At 35.3% G+C, this 23,814-nt stretch carries 12 protein-coding genes and 2 pseudogenes; 1 reads left to right on the forward strand and 13 read right to left on the reverse strand.

Annotated elements, in window-relative coordinates:
• Positions 1-29 precede the first annotated feature (29 nt).
• The 8 genes from COE49_RS19585 to COE49_RS19620 form a co-directional block, all read right to left on the reverse strand.
• Positions 30-3,224, reverse strand: a complete 3,195-nt coding sequence (locus COE49_RS19585) for a DEAD/DEAH box helicase (protein WP_098946024.1) — start codon at positions 3,222-3,224, stop codon at positions 30-32.
• 125 nt (positions 3,225-3,349) lie between these two features.
• Complete coding sequence (locus tag COE49_RS19590; protein ID WP_098946025.1) at positions 3,350-6,976, reverse strand: S-layer homology domain-containing protein; 3,627 nt, start codon at positions 6,974-6,976, stop codon at positions 3,350-3,352.
• A gap of 50 nt (positions 6,977-7,026) precedes the next feature.
• Positions 7,027-10,947: a choice-of-anchor L domain-containing protein gene (locus COE49_RS19595; protein ID WP_098946026.1), complete on the reverse strand. Its 3,921-nt coding sequence runs from the start codon at positions 10,945-10,947 to the stop codon at positions 7,027-7,029.
• Between the two features lie 224 nt (positions 10,948-11,171).
• The gene (locus tag COE49_RS19600) at positions 11,172-12,104 is read right to left on the reverse strand and encodes a response regulator (RefSeq protein ID WP_088231199.1); all 933 of its coding nucleotides are present in this window, start codon (positions 12,102-12,104) and stop codon (positions 11,172-11,174) included.
• A 2-nt stretch (positions 12,105-12,106) separates the two neighbouring features.
• Positions 12,107-13,405 (reverse strand): sensor histidine kinase, encoded by a 1,299-nt coding sequence (locus COE49_RS19605; protein WP_088231198.1) that lies wholly within the window; start codon positions 13,403-13,405, stop codon positions 12,107-12,109.
• Positions 13,406-13,468: 63 nt separating this feature from the next.
• The gene (gene malS, locus COE49_RS19610; protein WP_140417389.1) at positions 13,469-15,181 is read right to left on the reverse strand and encodes an oxaloacetate-decarboxylating malate dehydrogenase; all 1,713 of its coding nucleotides are present in this window, start codon (positions 15,179-15,181) and stop codon (positions 13,469-13,471) included.
• Between the two features lie 75 nt (positions 15,182-15,256).
• Positions 15,257-16,696 (reverse strand): aspartate ammonia-lyase, encoded by a 1,440-nt coding sequence (gene aspA, locus COE49_RS19615; protein ID WP_088231197.1) that lies wholly within the window; start codon positions 16,694-16,696, stop codon positions 15,257-15,259.
• A gap of 25 nt (positions 16,697-16,721) precedes the next feature.
• Positions 16,722-17,993 (reverse strand): cation:dicarboxylate symporter family transporter, encoded by a 1,272-nt coding sequence (locus tag COE49_RS19620; protein WP_088231196.1) that lies wholly within the window; start codon positions 17,991-17,993, stop codon positions 16,722-16,724.
• Between the two features lie 375 nt (positions 17,994-18,368).
• Between COE49_RS19620 and pyrH the strand changes: the two genes are divergently transcribed.
• Complete coding sequence (gene pyrH / locus COE49_RS19625) at positions 18,369-19,112, forward strand: UMP kinase (protein WP_088231195.1); 744 nt, start codon at positions 18,369-18,371, stop codon at positions 19,110-19,112.
• Positions 19,113-19,295: 183 nt separating this feature from the next.
• On the opposite strand, the pseudogene COE49_RS19630 reads toward pyrH, so the two are convergent.
• From COE49_RS19630 to COE49_RS19650, 5 genes and pseudogenes are all read right to left on the reverse strand, one after another.
• Positions 19,296-19,799, reverse strand: a pseudogene (locus COE49_RS19630) (imm11 family protein); the annotation flags it as partial.
• Between the two features lie 36 nt (positions 19,800-19,835).
• Positions 19,836-20,145: pseudogene (locus tag COE49_RS19635) on the reverse strand (cytoplasmic protein); the annotation flags it as partial.
• Between the two features lie 86 nt (positions 20,146-20,231).
• The gene (gene cls / locus COE49_RS19640; protein WP_141556635.1) at positions 20,232-21,443 is read right to left on the reverse strand and encodes a cardiolipin synthase; all 1,212 of its coding nucleotides are present in this window, start codon (positions 21,441-21,443) and stop codon (positions 20,232-20,234) included.
• A gap of 111 nt (positions 21,444-21,554) precedes the next feature.
• Entirely contained in the window at positions 21,555-22,700 is a 1,146-nt protein-coding gene (locus COE49_RS19645; protein WP_088231193.1) for an ABC transporter permease, read from the reverse strand.
• Between the two features lies 1 nt (position 22,701).
• Positions 22,702-23,811 (reverse strand): ABC transporter permease, encoded by a 1,110-nt coding sequence (locus tag COE49_RS19650; protein WP_088231192.1) that lies wholly within the window; start codon positions 23,809-23,811, stop codon positions 22,702-22,704.
• Positions 23,812-23,814: the final 3 nt, after the last annotated feature.

Here is a 23,814-nt window from a genome sequence, read left to right on the forward strand (position 1 = left end):
CATAAATTTGAAAGCATAGCTTTTTCATATTAAATCATTAGAATATCTCGTATTTCTTCCTCCGTAATAGAAGATAATTTCTCTTCTCCCGGCTCAATCACTTCAGCGATTAAATTTTTCTTACTCTCTTGCAGTTCATGCATCTTTTCTTCAATCGTTCCGTGAGCAACTAACTTAATAACTTGCACTGTATTTTTTTGTCCCATTCGATATGCCCTATCAGCTGCTTGTTGCTCAACTGCTGGATTCCACCATAAATCGTATAATATGACCGTATCTGCTCCTGTTAAATTGAGACCCGTACCACCAGCTTTTAATGAGATGAGAAATAAATCGCCTTCCCCTTCGTTAAAACGATTACATAGCTCTACACGCTCCTGCGCAGGTGTACTCCCATCTAAATAAAAATATGGAATGGCTTGACGATTTAACTCACGACCAATAATGGAGAGCATCTTCGTAAATTGAGAAAAAATTAAAATTCTCTTTCCTGTACTTCTACATTCCTCTAAAATCTCTAACAATTGTTCAAATTTAGCTGAACTACCCTTATAATCATCGACAAATAACGCGGGATGATTACAAATTTGACGCAGTCTCGTTAAACCAGCTAAAATTCTGATTTTATTTTTACGTAACGTATCTTTGTCTAAATGTTTTAACGTTTCTTCTCTCAATTTCGCTAAATAAGCAGCATAAAGTCTCTTTTGATCTGGTAACAACTCCGATGACTGTAAATGCTCTATTTTATCTGGCAACTCATTTAATACCTCCCCTTTTAGTCGCCTTAATACGAATGGTTTCACTCGCTTCGCTATATCTTCACGCCTTAAATCACCGAACTCTTTTCTTCCTGGCAATAATTCCGGAAATACGATATGAAAGATAGACCATAGCTCTTCTAATGAATTTTCTACAGGGGTCCCCGTTAATCCGAAACGATATTCAGCTTGAATCGTTTTCACTGCTCTTGCCGTTTGTGTTGTAGGGTTTTTAAACGCTTGTGCTTCATCAAGAAATAGCGTGTGAAACGGCCTTGCATACAATCTTATGTCCCTTCTCAGCAATGGATATGACGTAATTACGACATCAAATTCCACTATATCTTTCAATATTTTTCGGCGCTCTGCTTGACTTCCATCGGCAATAACCGCTCGAATATGCGGAGCGAATTTTTTCAATTCACTAAGCCAGTTATAAACAAGTGATGACGGTGAAACGACTAATATGGGCAGCTTCTTCTCTCGAATTTCAGGCAAGACGGAATCTATAAAAGCAATGCTTTGCAGCGTCTTCCCAAGCCCCATATCATCTGCTAAAATACCACCAAAACGGTAATGAGCGAGTGTTTTCATCCACTCGAATCCATACACTTGATACTCTCTCAGAACAGCGTGTAAAGTATTTGGCACAGCAAACTTCAATTTTTTCGGATTTTGAATGTTTTCCACTAACTCTTGAACAGAATCATCTAAACTTAAAACGTTGCCTTCCTGAAGTCCGTTCATCCATTTTACACTCCGAATAAGCGGAACATTTACTTCTTCTCCATGTGAAAATTCTTTCCGAATACCTGATTCTTTTACAAATTGATTAATTTCATTAAACTCTTTACTTTCCAGTGATAATAACGAACCGTTCGCTAATCGGTAATATTTACGTTTCTCTTCAAGAGCCGCTAATACACCTTTAATTTCAGCTTCCGGTATTCCTTTTATATCAAAACGAAATGACAACCAATCAATTCTTTCTTTTCTTCTTACTCTAATTAGAGGAGCTGTATCTCCTTTATGAATTCGTAATTTAATTGCTGTCGTCGCATAAATATCAAGTAAACCTTTTAACGTTGGAACGATGTGATATAAAAAATTGTACTCAGCTTCTTCATTATGCATAAAGTAACCGCCCTCTGTTTTCGCAAAGGCACTTTCACTCATCATGTCTAAAATCTCTTTTTCTTTTTTCTCGTCACGATTAAAAACAGACGGCTGCCCGTCTTCTTCTAGCGGGTTAATAACGACGTTTCCATAGTGGAATTCAAGGCCTGCTAACAAACGATTTTTCACTCGATCTAAATACAATTTCGCTTTTAGTGACGGTGTTTCAACACGATCTGATAGTACTTCATCAATTCGAACTGTTCCGAGTTTCATTAAGCCTGGCACAACTTTCGCTACGAAATGTTCCATCTTATTTTCAGGAATGTAAAACTGATTGCTATTTGAACGATTCATCATCTTTTTTAATTCAATAAGCCGCATACACTCTTCCATATGTAAATGATATAGTTTCCCGTCATAAAGTGCATTGTTATACATATCCATAACTTGTACACGGTTTAATCCATCTATATGAAGTGTAAATCCGCCATTATTCCCTTTCGTAAACTCGAAATGTAACGGCAATAACCCTTTAGAAACTTGTAAATCGTGAAACAGTTGTTCATATTGTTTCAGCTGTACATACTCAACTCTAGAAAGTAAAGAAAGCATGTCATTCCATGAAGCTGGCGGTATGAATATCATACTTTCATCTTGTTTGGCATGTACTTCTAGCGCATCCTCATACATTTTTTCATTATGATACATTTTAATAAGCTGCTGAATAATTGCGTCTGTCTCTTGTTTAAAACTATGTACATCTGGTGTATACGTAAATTCATTTGAACAATGAAATGACTCTCTTTTTTCCACTTTAGAAAGAAAGTCTCTAATATGATTTATAGAATATGTTTTCGCAAGTTTTAACTGAATTCCAAGAAGGGCCCCACCGCTTTTCGTCGCTACTGGTGAACATATAAACGTAACATCTAATATTTCACGTGTATCAAAACGATGTTGTTTACTTTTGGGCCGCAGTGGTTTGTCCGCAAACAATTGAAACATCCCGTTTGTTAACTGATCATTTCTGCTACTAACAGAGCCCATTCCACCTGTTTGCTGATTATAATTTATTTGTAGCAGTACTGCTGCAACATGTTGACAGTACGTTTGAAAAGACGCTAACGAAGGACAACTACATCTCGCAACAACATTACCTTTTTTAGCTTTTTCTACTGTAACATGAAAATCTTCGTTCCCTTGTACCGTCGCCTCGCAAATTTCTTTATTTTCATCATAATGGTTCACGATTACTTTATTTGCTTTATAATAAGCTTCACCTCTTTTATAGGAGGTTTCTCCGCATACTTCTTTAATAATCGATTTATTTATATAAAAACTCAATGGTTCAACTCCTTACGTCCTCATTTCATTCTATAAACATTGTACATGTATACTCCATTAAGTAAAGTCGTACATACGAAAAACAAGCGCCTTTCTCTATATAACGAAAGGCGCTTGTCTTTTAATTAGTTGATGTCGTCTAAATACCAAGACCCATCTTTTTTCACTAAATCATACGTATACGTAAATGATTCACCTTGCTCACCTTGAACTGGTACACTTACCTTCACACTTAACGTTGATGGTGTTTCACTTACACTTGAGAATGTTTTCATTGCCTCTGTATTATAAACATTCGTTACAGGATATAAGTAATACGGATTTAATATCCACTGTCTATTATACTTATAAGCTTTTTCAAATTGCTTCCCTGTAAATTTTGGCTCATAAAACTTTTTCATTTGTTTTTGTAAGTCTTCAAATTTTTCTTCTTCAGGCGATTTAACTGCCGCTTGCAAAATATTATTTGCGTGCTGCTCCGCATCTAATATTAATTGCTGAGCACTTTGTAAAGATAAACCTGATAGTGCTCGCTTATCTTCCTCACTTCCCGAAACTTGAGCACTAACCTTACCTGTCAATCCTTTATAAGCGACATTAATTTCAGTCGTATCTCCGATTTTCGCATCGTCCTTTACTGTCACTTCTCCAAGCTCATTTACGATAACGAAATCTTTCGAACTTTTGAAAGTAAGTAGGTTCGGTTGTGTTACTTCTTTATAGCGGTACTGCTCAATCGGCAATCCTAACATTTCATATTGCTCAATTATTTCTTCCGGCACCGGTATTGCTAAACGTACTTGCAATTGTTCTTTTTGTTTTTTCATCACAAATGTTTTTTCAGGATCTACTTGTAACTTCGTTGGCTTCACAATATAAACTGGAACTTTTATTTCTGAAAGTACTTTCCCATCTTCCACTAACTCAAATAATAGGTCTACTTTCTGTTTTTCTTTTGCACCTGATTTTGCATGAATTGAAAAATCATTGGCATCTTTTCGTTTTGCTTCTACTACGTCTGTATTTTCACTTGATACTCGTATTTCCTGATCCTTCGATAATTTATCTACTTTCATTGTTAATTGATTTTCATCAAAGATTCTTTTTACTACTTTTAAATTTGTATCTTCTCCCTCTTCAAGTAATAAATAATCTTGCGCTGATTGTAAATCATACTTTTCACAATTACTTATTTTTCCGATCTCTTCATTTATATCTATTAACGATTTCTTTATAGATAAAATATCAGCTTTAAGTATACTCGCCTTTAAACCAGCTTGAATATAATATCCAAGTGACCCTTTTGCGCAAATACTTTCAAACGCATTTATATTACTAGAGTCAACGTCTTTTATTCCCCACGACGCTCTTGCTAACGCTTCTAATTTCAATCCTGCTTCAAAATTAGCCCCTATCAAAGTTATATTAGCAAGTGTTAACCCCCCATTAACGTCGATACCTGCTTTCCCATCAATTTTTGCTTCCCCTTTAAATTGAAGATTAGGTCCTATTTGCTCATGTTTACCTACAATTCCGCCGTTTTCAATTCCCACCTTAAACGAATCTATTTGCTTCACATCTACTTCTACACCTATTGATAAATCTGCTTTCAATACAAGCGAAGCTTCCATCGTTATAGCTATAGCTGGAGCAGCAGGCAGTGGTACACGAACCATAAACAAAGGTTTTTTAAATGGTTTCAGTGAGAGACCTTTTTTTTCAATCATTTCTTTCCATTCTTCAAATGTTAGACCTTCCGATTTTTTCTTATCACAATTTACTGGGGCTCCTACACAGTGCGAGTAATCAAATGTGTATTTTACGTTATTCTCAACTTCACCTTTAAGAATAAATTTTAATTCATCTAAATTAGTTACATCTTTAAACAAGATATCCACATCTACATTTTTAATTTTCATTTTACCTTTTAGTGCAAAAGTTAGATCCTCATTAATTCCTAAATCCTTACCTGTTATTTTAACATTTGTGTTCGTACTGAATTCTTTTTTATCAACGTCATATTCAGCGAATGCACGTTGTAAGAAATGCTCTGGCCCCTGTAAAACATATTGATTTTTTTCTTTCTCTCCATTAATTTGCTGTTGAAAAGGATTAAAAGAAACTGGCTGCTTTTCGTCCAGCGTTACACCTTCTGCTAAATAAACAATTTCTGCATTGTCTCTCGTAACTGATATTTTTTCCTTCACATCTATTTTTTCAATTACTTCTTTAGCATCTGGTTGCACTGCTTTTACAACCTTCTCCCCATCACTGCCATCCGTTATAGAGATGATTTTAATAACAACTCCAAGTGGATTATTTGGGATTGGTGGCAAAATTAAAATGTTATCATTTTTCAATTCTTTTAATTTTGCTGCTTCCTTTTTGAATGTGAAAGTATCTGTTTGAGTTTGTTCTATGTCGTGTTTATATTGTTCTTTCACTTCATATACGTTCTTTTTGTATACGATACCTGCTTTTTCAGCGTCTCCTCCATTACCCGTACCGCCACCAGTATCACCATCCCCAGTAGTCGGCTCATCTTTCTTAAAATCAATAACTTTACTAACGACTGCTGTCGACTCCGCCCTCGTTAATGTTTGTTTCGGTTTGAACGTTCCATCTGGATATCCCGAAATGATTTTTGCATTTACTAATGCAGCTATCAATTTAGGATTTTTCGTAAATTCACCTTTATCTCCAAATTTTATTTCTTCATTTACTTCCTTTAACTTCAACACTTTCGCGATAATGATCGCCATTTCTTGCCTTGGGATTTCTTGCTCTGGTTTGAAGCTATCTCCATATTCTTTCTTTTCAATAATCCCTTCTTTTATCGCTGTTTCGACGTACTGATTTGACCACTTACTTTTCGGTACATCTTTAAACGTCTCTTGGTCTTTTACAATCTTATAGCCTTGTTGCAGCACAATCATAGCTAAAAATTGTTCTCGCGTTAAGCGATCTTCTGGACCAAAGATTCCGTTCCCCTTACCAGATACAATCTTCATCTCTTTTAATCTCTTTATATCTTTATACGCCCAGTAAGAAGGTGGTACATCATCAAATACATATCCATAATCGAGTAATTTAACGATAACTGCTGTTGACTCTGCTCTCGTTAATGTTTGTTTCGGTTTGAACGTTCCATCTGGATATCCTGAAATGATTTTTGCATTTACTAATGCAGCTATCAATTTAGGATTTTTCGTAAATTCACCTTTATCTCCAAATTTTATTTCCTCATCTACTTCTTTTAACTTCAACACTTTCGCGATAACAATCGCCATTTCTTCCCTTGAAATTTCTTGTTCTGGTTTAAAATTATCCCCGTATTCTTTCTTTTCAATAATCTCTTCTTTTATTGCTGTTTCAATGTATTGATTTGACCATTTACTTCTTGGTACATCTTTAAATGTCTCTTGGTCTTTTACAATTTTATAGCCTTGTTGCAACACGACCATCGACAAAAATTGTTCTCGCGTTAAGCGATCTTCTGGACCAAATAACCCATCTCCCTTACCAGATACAATCTTCAACTCTTTTAATCTCTTTATATCTTTATAAGCCCAGTAAGAAGGTGGTACATCCTTGAATACAAGCTCATTTGTATTTTCAGCTGCGCTATGAAACGGATTTGTTTTTTTATTTACCTCGTTAGCAGCGTACGCTATTGCACCATCAAATATCAATGTTATAAATAGTACAAACAGTATACTCAATTGAGCTACTTTTTTAAGCCAATTTTTCATCCCGTATTCCCCTTTTGCATTCAAAATGAAATAAAGATAACCGCATCGAATTATTCATCAATTGTAGAAAGAACAGTCTCTATGTTTATACCGTCTCCAACCTTTTTAATGAATGATTTTCCAATATTTAAATCTCCCGAGATTTTAGGTAGTAATAAATAATCAAGCCATACCGTTTCCCCTGATGGAATAGAATTAACAACGCGCTTCAACTCTGTTCCTGGTGTATAAACAAAGTTTTTCTTTTCTGCTTCATTTAACTCTACTTGTAAATCATAAATAACGTTTGGCGATTTATTTTCAATTCCTACCCTAACTACATACGGAAGACCTTTATATGCTTTTTTATCTACTTTAATATGCATCTTCACTCCGTCCTCCCCGTACACTTCAATTGGCTTAGCTGTTTTAAACTCGGCAGAAAGTGGCTCATCAAACGGGTATAATGTAGATGAGAAATTAGCACCTAAATGATATTCACCTTTTTTATCTCCACGAATATACCACTCAGCTTTCTTAACTTCATTTCCACCTATCGCTCCTAAATGGATTGTTTCACTTTGTTTTTCAGAAATCGGAGCTAAACTTAATCCTTCTGGTAACTTTAGCGATACATTTGTATTCGTTAATTCAAATGGCTCATCCGCAAAACTTTGAATCATCACTTCCACTTTAAAGAACTCTTTCAACCAACTTACTTTTCCTGGAACTACCATATATCCAACTGCAGGAGGGGCTTCTTTTTCTTGGAAACGTTCATTTTGAATAACAACTGGGTACACATTAACCTCACTTGCACCACTACCAATCGACACGTTTAAATCACCTTGTATAACTTTACCTACATTATTAATGATGTAATCAACTTTTTTATCCTCATTATCTATTTTCAAATGCAGTTCAAACTTATACACATGGCGATTATCTGGATGATTGACATCAATACCAGCCTTCTCTATTTCTTCTTTCGACATTTGAGTTACGTTCATCTTCCCATCAAATAACTGCGAAGGTTCTAATATGACTTTCTGCTTCGTCCGCTCATCATTCTTTACAACTACGCCTACAGCAACTGGTTTATAGCCTTTTTTATAAACGTATACTTTATAAGCACCTTCTTGTGGTTTTAACGACAGAGTACCATTGCTACCTGTTATTAACTTTTGTGTTTTCTTTTTTGAATCTTCTAAAACGACGCTAACATTATCAATTCCGCGTCCACTTCCATCTTGTACTTCTAGTAATAAGCCAGTCTCTTTCTCTGTTACCTCAACAGGAATGTTCAAACTTTGTTTATCTTTCGTTATCGTAACTGTTGCAGTTCCTTTTTTATCTTGAGCTACTAACTTCCCAGAAGCATCTACTTCTACTACAGACGAATTTGAAGATTTAAAATTCGCACTTTTCGTAATATCTTTTAGCGAACCATCTTCATATAAACCTGTAACTTTTAATTCATACGCTTCTTTCGTTTTTAATGCAATTTTCTCCGTACCAACTTGTAATGCAACAAGTGGATTCTCTACTTTTACTTTCACTTCCTTTTTTATATCTCTTGCAGATACTGTAATAATAGATTCTCCTTCTTTTTGCGCTACAATATTTCCGAACTTATCAACTTTCACGTTATCGTTGTTACTAGAGAATGTCGCTTCATTATTAATTGATGAACGGTAATCCTCTTCATAAACTCCTGTTACTTGTAACTTTTTCGTACCTTTAATAGGTAGTGTTATATTTGATGTTTCAAATTCAATGTCTTTCAGACCGTTTTCAACGTATACTGGGATACGTACCATTTCCCCTCTATAATTACCAACAAGCGTCGTTTGTCCTTGTTTAAGTCCTCTAACCTCTCCATTAGCTATAATTTCAGCGGTTTTCTCATCATTTATCCAGAAACTTACCTGATCCGTGACATCTTTCTCACTATTGTCATATTTTGCTTTTACTACAATTTTATCTTTAGTCCCTTCCTTTAATGTAAGCTGTTGTTTATCGGTTACTATCTCTTTCAATTGTTTTTCTACCGTTACTGTCCCCTCTATTGTCAAACCTTCATAAGTTGCTTTAACCTTTGTTTCTCCTTCTTTCTTTCCTTTCAAATACATTGAACCATACATTGAACCATTTATTAATTCAACAATATCTTTATTAGCAACCGATATTTCAGATGATTTCGTAACATCTTCATGGTATCCGTCATCATAGGATGCTATAACAGAAAAAGGATAACTTTCTCCTTCTATTACTACCATACTAGGGCTAACATGAATTTCCTTCAATTTACGATTCGATTTTTTCACAGTTACCTTTGCCGTTTTCTTAATTCCACCGTACTCTACTGTAATAGTTGCCTCTCCTTCATTTACAGCTCGAAAACTATTAAAACCAATGATACGTGCAACATTTTCATCTGAGCTTGATAATTTTACCTTTCCAGTTATACTTTCCACTAATCCACCATCATAAATTGCTCTTGCACCGATATATCCTACATTTTTATCTACTAATGAAAAGCTTTCTCTATCTAGTTCAATATCTTTTAATGTTTTTTCGACTTCTATCAGAGCTCGAATACTTTTCTCACCATACTTTATGGTCATACTAGTTACTCCAGCATTTTGTGCTATTATTTTATTTTCCGCATCTAACTTCGCAACCTTAGTATCATTTACGACTATTTCAACATTCTCAGTAATATCTTTTTCTTGGCCATCATTGTACTTAGCCACTACTTTAAACGTTTTCCCCTCACCAACTTTTAATTTCATCTGTTCGGGATCGATATCCATTCTATGCATAAATATACTAATTGAATCCCGAAAAGTAGTTGTCCCATCTCTCACTCCATGTAAAGAAAGTTGCAAATCACGATCTTGTTTACTTACTTCTATTTGAATCGTTTTCGTAGATTCCCCTTTCTCGAAAAATACCTTTCCCTGATCTTTCGTTACACTAGTACCTTTCTGGGGAAGAATTAAGTTCCATTCCACGCTATCGTCTTTATTTGTATTTCCTGTTCTTACAACATTAACACTGACTTTTGCCTTATCAACGCCTATATTTTCTACTTTCCATCCAGCAACATAAACGTAATCATACTCTACTGGGAAGGGTATATCTTCAAATGTAAAAGGTTTAACAAGCACATTTGAATCTACACCGTTATCTTTCCCATCCGCAATTACTAACTTGATCTTATTCCAATCGTTTACTTTTACGTTCGAACTAGCATCTAATACTGTAGTCATTCCATCCATTTCCGTATTTTTAGAAGCATTTGTATTCGAAATATAGTAACCATTATTATCCCACTTATCAATCGTGGAGGTTGTCACTGGACTCCTATTCCAATTTGATATAACCGCTATATTCTCCTCGTTAATAAACATTCCTACTGCATCATTATAATTCGAAAACTCCTCATACTCATCTGAAGCAAGCGCATACTGCACATTCATTTTTTCTTTCGTTGGCTTAAACTCAAACTCTAAAACACTTGCATCAAATGTTTTTGTCCCGTTCCACAATAATTGTTCTACATCGCTATCACCGGGTTGGTTATTTATGTTTGTATAACTTCTATATTTATTAGGTCCTATAATGCCCTTCGTATTACCTGTACTTAATATGACTCCGTCTTCTATTCCAAAAATATTTTGCTTCGCTTGAAATGTGCCGGCTGCTTGATTTGCACCTTTATATTTCACATTTCGAATTTCCACTCCATCACCAACGAGCTTTTTCGCTAGCTGTTCCGCTTTCACATTATCATCTAATGTGGATACTGAAATGTCTGGATTATTACTCTTACCAGCCTCTTGCACACTCTTAATTTCAAATTTTCGGTCTTCCTTAATCGTTTCTTCTCCATTTGCCTTTACATAAAAACCTGGTAACTGTAAACATAAAATAGCAATTATACAAACTGTTAATACATTTTTAAAATGCTTATATTTTCCTCCCAACTAATTATCCCCTTTCCTTTTCTTCAAATACATACGTTTCCGCTATTAACTCCTTTCTTTGCATTTTATTGGAAACTCATAAATATATTAATCTATTACTATTATCAAATTCAATAGCATTTTTCACAAATTGTTCATTTATTCAAAAAATACTTTTCGACACGAAAAAAACCAAATCAATGTAAGATTTGGTTTATCAACATTTATACCCTATATCGTATTTTTCAATCTATCTCCATCAACCGTTTCGCCTCAAAATACAACACTTGAATAAACTTTTTCGTGTTAATTCGTGTATGACCTGAAACTGCGAATTCTTCCTTTGTCATTTCTGTCATCCGTTTTCTAACTATCGTAAAATCAAAAAATTTCGGAGCATAGCTTTCAAATTTCGGATTTGAAAAGTCTGTTAATCCTAAAGAAGCCAAATGATTTAACGACTGATAAATCGCTCTGCGCACTCTTTGTTCAGAGGCTTTTTTCTCTTTATCAATATCCGCCTCTAAAGCTCCGTCTCCTAATTTCTTTATCGTAATATATTGGAAAATTTCTTTTAATGCAGGAAATCCAAATTCAAATGTTTGCGCCTTTTCCTGCCCATATAAATATTCCAGCATACTAAGTAAATCTTTACTTCCATTTTCTCCCGCGATACCGAGCTCTGATAGTAAGAAACGTCCTGAATCTGCTATCTTTTTTGCTTCTTGCATCGGTTCACTACGCATTTGCGGCTGCTCCCACTGAAACACGTTATTCAATGATTTTTGAATATCATGTATGGAACGCTCTAAACGAATCCGTTCCATTACCTTTCGTACGACAGATTCAACTTCAATTTTGTTTAGTGGTTTCGTAATATAATACTCCACACCAAGTGTATACGCCTCACCAATGAGCTGTTTCGATTCAACTTGGGAAATCATAATAATTTTACCAGTGAAAGAAGAAGCTATATGGCGAACTGTTTCAATCCCATCTCTCATCGGCATTAGTAAATCAATAAATAAAATGTCCACTTTCTTATAATTTAACTGTTCTGCTTCAATAAACGCTCCGTCTTCCGATTCTCCAATTACTTCCCCAAGATCGCCATCTTCAATAATTTGCGAAAGCATCGAACGGAAAACTTCATCATCATCTACGATATAATAAAACAACTCTATTCCCCTTCCCGCTTTAAACTACACTCCGGTAAACAAACGATAAACTTACACCCTTTTCCAGTTTCATTGTCTTCTAACCTTACTTCTCCGCCGAGCTCTGTTACCATTTCGTGTATGTAAGAAAGTCCAATACCCGTGGACGGTGTTCCCGTTTGATCATACTTTGAAGTAAATCCAGGCTTAAATACTAATTTTTTATACTTTTGTGAAATACCAGGGCCATCATCAATTACTTCAAAGATTACATGTTGATCTCGTTTATATAATTTAATACTAATGAGACCTCTATTTTCAATTGCTTCAACTGCATTGGCAACTAAGTTATTAAAGATTGATAGCACTGTATACACGTGATATGCAGCATGCTCACCTTCTATATGTTTAGAAAAACGTATATCTTTTTTTAACATTTCAGCATACTTCTCATTTATTCTCACAATCATTTCCGCAAGTTCATGTCCTTCTACATACTCAGCCACATTTTTATCTAATAATAGTTTAGACAATCCTGCAAAAATTCTTTGATTATCTTTTTTTATTTCATGTACTTCTCCCGCTATTTTCAATGCTGTTTTACCATTCGAATCATCAATTACTTGCAAGTTCCGATATAATTGATAAGCTTCTTGTGTAATTAACTCCGCATTTTGTAACGTTTTTTTCAAATGAACAGATTCTACATATAAATTAGACAGGTGCATTAACATATTTTCATTTTCTTTTCGCACTTGTGATTCTTTTAATTTCGTTTCATATAAGTTCATCATATTTAAAAAACCGAGTGCAAAGAAACTACGAAAAATAGCAATAATAATTAACTTATTTACTTCAGAAACCGTTATTGTTGTACCGAGAACTACCATATGGTAAATCGCAAGTTCTGACATACTTGCGATAATTTCAATTGTAATTCCAAGGCACCCAATAATTATTGGTTTCTGATGAAACTTATTCACTCTACAAAGCGAAAAAAGACTTCCATAAATAAAATAATAGAAGAACACAGGATAGCGCAAATAAAATGATTCTGTCATATGAAATGAACCTTGCAATACCCAGTCAAGACATACGCGGAATAAGACTACACATATACCAACAAGAATACCTGCAACTGCAGCTGGTACTCTTCTTAAAAACAGTAATAAAAAGAAGAATAGTGGCGTCCCAAAGCTAACACGAAACATATCATTAAAAGGATGAAAATTCAGCTCTCCGGCAATCGGAACAACGACCATTAATATAATTAAAAGAGACATATCATTCTTCCATAATTGATTCCAATTCAAAAGTGCCACTTCCTATCCATTTTTTCAATCGTACAAATAAAGCCCGCTTATAATAATAAACGGGCTTTATTTCTATATTCTAACCTTTTCTACCGCTTTTATTTGGCGATACTCTGGCATCCACATTGCTTCTTTCACTGCAATCTTGATATCGTTATCACTTAATTTCTCTCTAGCAACACCTTCTGCAACTGCAACTTTCGCTACTTCAATTGCAACCATTTCGGAGATATTACGTAACTCTTCAACTTCTGGCAAGATAGGTGCCCCTGGTTGACTTGTATCTACCATGCTTGCAACTGCTTCTGCTGCTGCTGCGAACATTCCGTCCGTCATAACGCTTGCACGAACAACAATTGTTCCAAGACCAAGTCCTGGGAAGATAAGTGCGTTATTTGATTGCCCAATAACGTACGTTACACCGTTATACGTAACTGGTTCAAATGGACTTCCTGTTGCAACTAACGCTCTTCCTTCTGTCCACTCAATTAAATCTGCTGGTTTTGCTTCAGCAAGTGGCGTCGGATTCGACATTGGTAAAATAATTGGTCTTTCTACATGAGAAGCCATTTCTTTAATAATCTCTTCTTTAAATGCGCCCGCAACAGTAGATGTACCAATTAAAATTGTCGGTTTTGCATGTTTCACAACTTCAGCAAGTCCAATTACATCATTTGCTTTCCACTCACTTACTTCCGCTTCTTTTCTTGCATATGGAATTTGGAAATCAAGAAGATCTCCCATATTATCTGTAACTAATCCGTTACGGTCAATACACCAGAAACGATTATGTGATTCTTCTTCTGATAAGCCAACGCGGACCATTGCATCTCTTACTTGATCTGCGATACCGATTCCAGCTGTACCAGCGCCAAACACAACGACGCGGTGTTCACTCAGTGGTACACCAGAAGCTTTCACCGCTGATAATACCGCAGCAAGTGAAACTGCACCTGTACCTTGAATATCATCATTAAACGTACATACGTCATGACGGTATTTATCTAAAATTTTTCGTGCATTGCGAGAACTGAAATCTTCCCAATGTAAAAGTGCTTTCGGGAATTGTTTATTTACCGCTTGTACAAACGTATCAATAAATTCATCGTAAGCTTCACCCGTTATACGCGGATGACGATTTCCAATATAAAATGGATTGTTTAATAGTTCCTCACGGTTTGTACCTACATCTAAAATTACTGGTAATACACGGCTAGGATCGATTCCAACTGCGGCCGTATAAACAGCTAATTTCCCGATTGCGATGTTAATGCCACCAACGCCCCAGTCACCAATTCCTAATATGCCTTCTCCATCTGTTACAACGACTAAATCAATGTTTTCAGCTGTTGCACCGATATTATTGAATGCTTCTTCAATACCTGAAGGGTCGTTAACTGATAAATAAACGCCGCGTGGTTTACGGTATTCATGACTGTACCTTTGAATTGCTACACCAACAGTAGGTGTATATACGATTGGTAACATTTCACGTAAATGATCCGTTAAAATGCGATAAAATAATACTTCATTTCGATCATGCAACGCTGTTAAGTATACATTCTTTAATAAATCATCCGGCTGAGAACAGAATTGTTCGTATGCTCGGCGTGCTTGTTCATCTAATGTTAAAACCGCTGGCGGTAATAAACCTTTTAAACCTAACTCTTCTCTTTCTTCTTGCGTGAAAGCGACCCCTTTATTTAAAAGTGGTGTTGATAATACTTCTACTCCTCTTAATGCTGTTTCTAATGCCCCATTAGAAGCCACTGTAAACTTACTCATAACATCCCTACCTCTATTCATATATAACATTTCTATATTGTAAACAAAAAAGAGGGGCTTGTCCCCCCTCTTCTTTTAATTTTTCTTTAAAAGAGTTGCTCCTGCAATCCCTGGATGTGTCATTTCGAATGGATCTAGAATTAACTCTAAGTCTTCTTGTGACAACACACCATTTTTCACACAAAGTTCTCGAACGGATTGACCTGTTGCAATTGCTTCTTTCGCAACGCGAGCTGCTGCTTCATAACCGATATGAGGGTTCACGGCTGTAATAATTCCTACACTCTTCTCAACATACTCTTTTAAGCGATCTTCATTCGCTTCAATTCCTTTTAAGCAATTATCTGTAAAGGCACGGAAACCGTTATTCATAATGCTAATAGATTGAAGTAAGTTGAAAACAAGTACTGGTTCCATAACGTTTAATTCTAATTGTCCTGCTTCTGAAGCAAGGCAAATTGTATGGTCGTTACCAATTACTTGGAACGCAATTTGGTTAATCACTTCTGGCATAACAGGGTTTACTTTCCCTGGCATAATAGATGAACCTGGTTGACGAGCTGGTAGCATAATTTCTGCTAATCCAACACGTGGACCTGATGCCATTAGACGAAGGTCATTCGCAATTTTAGACATGTTCATCATACATACTTTTAGTGCTGCAGATACTTCAGTATAAGCATCCGTATTTTGCGTCGCATCTACTAAGTCTTCTGCACCAACAAGTGGTAATTCACTAATTGTAGCTAAATGTTTTACAACTGCTTCAATATATTCTGGATCTGCATTTAAGCCTGTACCTACTGCAGTTGCTCCCATGTTTACTTCATATAAATGTTGACGCGATTGCTGAATTCGTTTCATATCACGTCCAAGTACGCGAGAGTATGCTTTGAATTCTTGTCCAAGACGAATTGGCACAGCATCTTGTAAATGTGTACGACCCATTTTAATAACATGATCGAACTGTTCTGCTTTTAATTCAAATACATCATGCATATAACCCATCGTTTGTAATAAGACTTCTAATGCATTTAATGTTGCGATATGAATCGCTGTTGGGAATGCATCGTTTGTTGATTGCGCCATATTTACATGACTGTTTGGACTAATATAATGATAGTCTCCCTTTTCCATTCCTAATAATTCAAGAGCACGATTGGCAATGACTTCATTTGCGTTCATGTTCATTGAAGTACCTGCACCGCCCTGAATTGGATCGACGATGAAATGATCATGCCATTTTCCTTCTAAAATTTCTTGAGCAGCTTCTGCGATTGCGCCACCCTTGTTCAATTCCAATCTTCCAACATCTGTGTTAGCAAGTGCTGCTGCTTTTTTCACAATTGCAAACGCTTTAATTAAACCTTCGTGAATTTTGTATCCTGTAATCGGAAAATTCTCTACTGCACGCATCGTTTGTACGCCGTAGTATGCAGAATTTAGTACTTCTTTTTCACCTAAAAAATCTTTTTCAACTCGCACGCCATTTTTAACTTCAGTTAATGTTGCCATGATTATTTCACTCCTTAACGATTTCTTATGCTGCTTTTGCTTGTTTGACTGTTTCTACATATTGTTTTGCTTTCTCATTATCGAATTCGCCTTCCCACTTCGACATAACAATGGCCGCTAATGCATTTCCTAACACATTGACAGATGAGCGAATCATATCTAAAATACGGTCAATTCCCGCAATTAACGCGATACCTTCTAGTGGTAATCCCATTGAACCTAACGTTGCTAATACAACAACGAACGATGCACCTGGAACCCCTGCCATACCTTTGGATGTTAACATGAGAACGAATAATAACGTAATTTGCTCCGTCAGTGACATGTGTACACCGTACATTTGTGCAACAAACAATGCCGCTAATGCTTGATAAATAGCCGATCCAGTCAAGTTAAATGTATAACCTGTCGGAATTACGAAAGAGGCAACTGCCTTTGGACAACCGAACTCTTCCATTTTTCTCATTATATTAGGTAAAACAGCTTCTGAACTTGCTGTCGTAAATGAAAGAATAAGTTCTTCTTTTAAAATTTTCATTAATGTAAAAATGTTTACTCCAACCATTCGTGCATTAATACCTAATACAATCACAACGAATAGTATAACAGTTACGTATACAGCTAGCACTAGTTTTCCTAACGGAAGTAATGTTCCTACACCAAATTTTGCAACCGTAACTGCAATTAATGCGAATACACCAAATGGTGCGAATTTCATAACTTGATTTGTAACCCAAAACATCGCTTCGAGCACACCTTCAAAGAAGTTAAAGACAGGCTTTCCTTTTTCACCAATTGCCGCAACGCCTAAACCGAATAGTACTGAGAAGAATATAATCGGTAATAAGTCACCTTGTGCAATAGATTCGAATACGTTTTTCGGTACAATGTGAACAATCGTTTCAGCAAAACCTTTCTTCTCTGTAGCATCTGCTGTTTCTTTATAAGAAGAAATATCACTTTGCTGCAAACTATTCATATCAACGCCAGTACCTGGTTGGAATATATTTGCTGCAAGTAATCCCATTAAAATAGCAATCGTCGTAATAATTTCGAAATAAAGAATTGTTTTTCCGCCTAGTTTCCCAAGCTTTTTCATATCACCTACACCAGCTACCGCAACAATTAATGCTGAAATAACAATTGGTACTACAATCATTTTAATTAAGTGAATAAATATATCCCCAACTGGTGTGATATAAGAAATCGCCGTTTTATTGCCATAAAAGATTGCCCCTACCACAATCCCTAAAACGAGCGCGACAAAAATTTGTGTTGCTAATCCGAATTTTTTCATTTATGTTCATCCCCTTTATGCGAACGCTTTCATTTCGTATTTATAAAAGCTACTCACACATCATATAGGCGAACCTACAAAATCATACAAAAACCTACAAGTTCGTCACAAAAAATTCAATTTTTTTTCTTAAAATATTCATTGACACATATTCCGTAAAAAGAAATAAAATATACTTGATAAAACATCAGATTATTTCGTATAATCTAAAAGATATATGTATTCAAACAAAAAAGGATGAAAAGGAGTGGATGTTATGAAAAATCATACGAAGAAGTTCATTACATCTATTTCTTTTCTATTTTATTTTTATAAAAAGGAACAAGGGCATTCGCCCTTGTTCCTTTTTTATTGCTATCTATAGGGGGAATTATTATGAAGCCATATAAACGAGTCTTAATTAAATTAAGCGGCGGCGCACTTGCTGATCAATCTGGAAATAGCTTTAACTCGAAACGATTAGAACATATCGCGAATGAAATTTTATCCATCGTTGATTTAGGCATCGAAGTCTCCATCGTAATTGGTGGTGGTAACATATTCAGAGGTCATTTAGCTGAAGAATGGGGAATTGATCGTGTAGAAGCTGATAATATAGGCACGTTAGGAACTATAATTAACAGCTTAATGCTTCGCGGTGTTCTAACTAGTAAAACTGATAAAGAAGTACGCGTTATGACTTCCATCCCTTTTAATGCGGTAGCTGAGCCATATATTCGCTTGCGTGCAGTACATCATTTAGATAACGGTTATATCGTTATTTTTGGAGGCGGTAACGGGCAGCCATTCGTTACGACAGATTACCCAAGTGTACAAAGAGCCATTGAAATGAATAGCGATGCCATATTAGTTGCAAAACAAGGAGTAGATGGTGTCTTTACAAGTGATCCAAAACATAACAAATCAGCGAAAATGTATAAAAAACTAAACTATAACGATATTGTTAGGCAAAACATACAAGTAATGGATCAAGCGGCTTTACTGCTTGCCCGGGACTATAATTTACCAGCACACGTCTTTAACTTTGATGAGCCTGGTGTGATGAAAAGAATTTGTTTAGGTGAACATGTTGGGACGTTGATTAATGATGATGTTTCGATGTTGGTGCATGAAAAATAATATTTTGCATCGGAAGTTTTCTTCATCTCTAGAAATTATTAGCCTTTTACAAGCAGTTGATCTCCCACCTTGCCTCTTTACTTCAGCCGAATTTCGAGGTGGGAATCTTACTGCTCGTTAATGCAGGATAAATAGTCCCCTACTTTGTATAACAAGGGGACTATTTATAATTTTAGAATTTATTTATGAGAGCTCTTCTGAATCCCACACTTCAATAAATCCAAAACCTTTTAATTCACTTTGTTCAATAAGAGCCTTCAACTCGTCTGAAATAAAGACAACCGTCGGGTGAATTTTGCCATTTATGTAAACTTTAAAAATCATTTCATTTTGAACAGTATTAAAATCAAACGCGAACTTTTCACAACCTACTACAAGGCCTGTAATCAGTTTTTTAAAGATTGCTTTATCTCCATCAATTGCATCTAGTACATTCAATACATGGACCAAGTAATATACCTCACTAGTTGAATTGCGTAAAAGTGGTAAGAATTCAACATTATCGCCTATTAAAGGTTCAAGCACTTGCTTGGCTTTTTCACTAATCATTGGTGCACCAGCTCCTCCCCAAAATTTAGGGAAATCACTATAATTATCTCCTTCTATACACTCTATATATATATTGCCCCATGAATTTGCTAAATGAGTTATCGAATTTATTTTTCCATCAATATATTTTTTATGGTCTTAGTCATTTACTTTATAAGGTAAAAACACACCCTTAGCAGGTAAGGTTTCATCTAAATGAGTAACAGCGTATCCCATGTTCTCATTTACCAAGTGCCACAATACCATCTATTGTATCTTCAACAGCTTGACCTGTACCTTCTAAAATACCATCTATAATTTTTTCGGATGTAGATTTTTCGGGAGCTTTCTTGCACACCGCCCCCTCTTCCATTGATCTCTCCTTTAAATGATCATCAACTTGACGTTTTCTTTCATCAGCAATTTCTTGAATCGAAACGGTCCAATCCATATTTAATCCTTGTGTACTAAACGCACCCACTACCAATAATGAATTATAAAACAAGAAAGAACCTTCTGTTTTTGAAGGTTCTTTCTTACTTCTTCTTTGTACTCACTATATCTTTCATTTCAATTATTTTCATTAAATCATCATAAATAAAAATCCACCAACCCTGCCAACTTCTCCTTACACCGCTCCCAAAATGATAACTTCTCAAAAAACTCTTTCGTCATTTCTTTTGAATCATGAAAATCTTGCGCTAATGCCTCGTTCACTTCTGATACGATAGTTCCACCATGAATATACAAATTCATCTCATCATTAATATAAAAGCTACGTGCAGTTATGTTCGTTGTACCGATAACAGTTAATTCATTATCAATCAGCATTAACTTTCCATGAAACATCCCTTTTTTATAACCATATACTTTAATTCCATTATTAACAGCTTGACGTATGTAAGGATAGGCCGCCTCTTTAATAAGAGGAATATCTGGTTTATATGACCAAAGTATTTTTACTGTGACGCCACGTTTTTGTGCCGCGATTAAAGCGTTCATTAATCCTTTATTTTTCGCTATAAAATACGGCGTCGTAACGACAACCGAATGCTTCGCTTGGTTTATTAACTCAACATATTTTTCAGCGACGTGATGCCCGTTGTAACTAGCTATCGTATGTAACGTGTTCCCTTTACTAGCTTTATTCGTACTTCTCTTTATATGTTCTTTCGTATCTCGTTTCCAATCTAAAGCGAACTGTTCTTCTAAATCTTTTGCTCCTTCTCCTTTTATCCGCACATGATAGTCACGCCAATATCCAAATCGCTTATCTTTTCCTAAGTACTCATCTCCCATATTAAACCCACCTGTATAGCCGATCTCCCCATCAATCGTTGTAATACGGCGATGATTACGGTGATGTAGTGAATAAAATCCGAACGGCAATTCCAGTTTTCTACTATATGTAAAATGTACACCACTTTCCCGCAATTCCTTTATCATCTTTCTTTCAAATGATAAATCATTAATGCGATCAACTGATAAATAGACGTTTACTCCTTCTTTTGCCTTCTCTTTTAATAAGTTTAAAAAAGTATGGCTACTTTTATCATCCGACAAAATAAAAAAATACGTGTAAATAGAACTTTTCGCTTCTTTTATATCCGTAAATAACTGTTTATAAAAAGGCTTTCCTTCTACATATAATTGAAAGTCACTATAATGAGGGGCATACTCTGTCGGCATATTTTTCCCAGCTTCCATTTTCCGTCCGAGTGTAACATCAATATGCATCCAAATTAAAACCAAAACTAATATACCAATAATGATAGAAGTAACTCGTAATATTTTCTTAATCATTTTAATTTCCTTCCGCTCATTTTCTTTCCACCTTTCTATTTTGTCATTCCAATTTAGATTTCATGCTTCATACAAAAAAAGGATGCGACTTAACGTCACACCCTTTTTCCATTAAACAAAGTTCCTCGCATCATTATTCCTTCCAAACTTATAAATAGCAATTAAGAAGAACGCAATCGCAAAGGCGAATAAGATTAAAATGTTTAAATATAACTCAGAGAATGGAATTCCTTGCTGTAGTTTTGCTATCGTATCTAATAACCAACGCTGCGGAAGAAAATCAGCTACTTTTTGTACCGCTTTTGGCATAATGTCGTACGGGAAATAACATCCAGCAAGTAAACATGTTGGTACTATCACTAGATTTTGCAATGCATTTGAAGCAGTTGAACTTTTTGAAAAAGACACAATGACTAATGATAAACCAATTGCAATTAAAGCGAATATCATAAGCACACCAATCATTACTATGAAAGGCATATTAATATTTGTATGAAAAACATTCGTCATAAATAGTACTGCAATGACAATTTGCAATGTTAATATCATCATATTTACCGCGACATTGGATAATATAAATTTCTTTCCGTCAATTGGTGTTGATAATAATCTAAAGTACGTTCTATTCTCTTTTTCTTTTAAAATAAATCCTGATAAGTTCACTGCTGAAAACAGCATAAACATAATAAGATAACCCATCGTTTGGTTTGTCATATCTTTATTTTTCGAAGTATCTTCTAGCGTCTCCGTTTTCATTTTAAATGAACTTTTTTGATACCCTGCGTACATATTATCAAATGCACTTTGATCTGTTCCTGCCACTTTACTAATAGCTGCTACATTATCAATATAGTTGTATAAATATGATTTTATAAATCCTGTTACTTGATCACCTTTAATTGATGAAATTTCAATATGATCTGGTTTCCCTTCTCGAACACTTTTTGAAAAACCAGAATCTAATATAATAACTCCATCAAGTTTTTTGGAAGTGAGTTTATCTTCTACTTCAGACTCCTTAACCTTACTCACATTTACATGTTCTAATCCTTCTAAAAATTTCACCGTGTCATTTGCTATCGGCTCATTTTCTTTATTTACAATCCCGATATTTAACGTTCCTTGCCCTGCATTTCCGTATATCGAAAAAGAGATGAGCGTTCCGATTATTGGCAAACTAATAATAATGAATAACCCTTTTTTATTTTTCAAAAGTACAGATAACGTTTTTTGTATGAGCCATAAAATATCTTTCATACTATAGCCCCTCCCGTCTACGTAATGCAATAATTGCAATTAATAAAAAGAGTGCTGATATTCCAAGGTTTAAAAAAATGACTGGTAGTGCTGCCCCTACATCATTCGCATAAATAATTTTCATAACAGCTGTATTTGCCCAAGTTAATGGCGATAAATTCGTAACAAAATTTTCTTCTACTACGAAATATGCACCACCAAAAATAGAAGCTAATTGCACTACTACCATAATAATTGCTCTCGATGCTTCAGCTGTTTTCGTAATATATCCGATTCCTAAACCGAAGCTAATTGCTAGAAAGACTTGTGTTAATAAAATAATAAATATAATTCCAAGATGGTCGCCCCAATTTGCTTGAAAAACAAATTTACTAAATAACATGACTAGTAATATGCACAGGGCATTTGCTACTAGGCTACCAAGTACTTTTCCAATGAATATTTCAGCCTTACTTATAGGTGCAGCAATGAGACGATCTCCTGTTTTACGTATTCGTTCTCCTCGAATTAAAGAACTCGCTCCCATCGCAGCATATAGTGCAATCATCGTCGTCATTGCAACCGCATAATAATCCATAGAACCTGGTTTTTTCGCAGCTTGTAAAGATGTTTCTTTTATATAATCATTATGATTTCCGTTTGAAATAACTGCGTTAACCTTACTAGGATCTACTTTTACAACTTCGGTCACTACATTGTACTTATCAACAAATGTTGTAAGCATACCTTCCACAATACTTCCTTCAATACTACTTTTGTCACTTCCGTACAATTTTGCGCCATCTTTATTTAACTCTACATAAGCAGCATATTTATTTTGCTTTACTTCTTCTTTCCCATCTATACTGCCGGAAGCTTTTTTAAAATGAATACCCGATTTATCGACTTCTTTCGTAAATGCTTCAAATGATTGAGAAAACGTACTACTCGCTTCATCTTTATATAGCACTTGTATATCTTTAATAGAATGACTATCACTATTAAATGCGTCACTTAACGCTGTCCCTAACACAAGCATAAGCACAATCGGAAATGCTAACATAAAAACTAAAGTTCTTACGTCCCTGAAATCTCTCTTAATATGCATAATTGCAATATTGAAGATGTTCAATTG

This window comes from Bacillus sp. AFS029637, from assembly GCF_002584985.1.
Classification (GTDB): Bacteria; Bacillota; Bacilli; order Bacillales; family Bacillaceae_G; genus Bacillus_A.

Coding starts and splice junctions, on each gene's coding strand:
- cls (WP_141556635.1), bottom strand. CDS start 21,443: ATGATTAAGAAAATATTACGAGTTACTTCTATCATTATTGGTATATTA.
- COE49_RS19590 (WP_098946025.1), bottom strand. CDS start 6,976: ATGAAAAATTGGCTTAAAAAAGTAGCTCAATTGAGTATACTGTTTGTA.
- aspA (WP_088231197.1), bottom strand. CDS start 16,696: ATGGCAACATTAACTGAAGTTAAAAATGGCGTGCGAGTTGAAAAAGAT.
- malS (WP_140417389.1), bottom strand. CDS start 15,181: ATGAGTAAGTTTACAGTGGCTTCTAATGGGGCATTAGAAACAGCATTA.
- pyrH (WP_088231195.1), top strand. CDS start 18,369: ATGAAGCCATATAAACGAGTCTTAATTAAATTAAGCGGCGGCGCACTT.
- COE49_RS19620 (WP_088231196.1), bottom strand. CDS start 17,993: ATGAAAAAATTCGGATTAGCAACACAAATTTTTGTCGCGCTCGTTTTA.
- COE49_RS19645 (WP_088231193.1), bottom strand. CDS start 22,700: ATGAAAGATATTTTATGGCTCATACAAAAAACGTTATCTGTACTTTTG.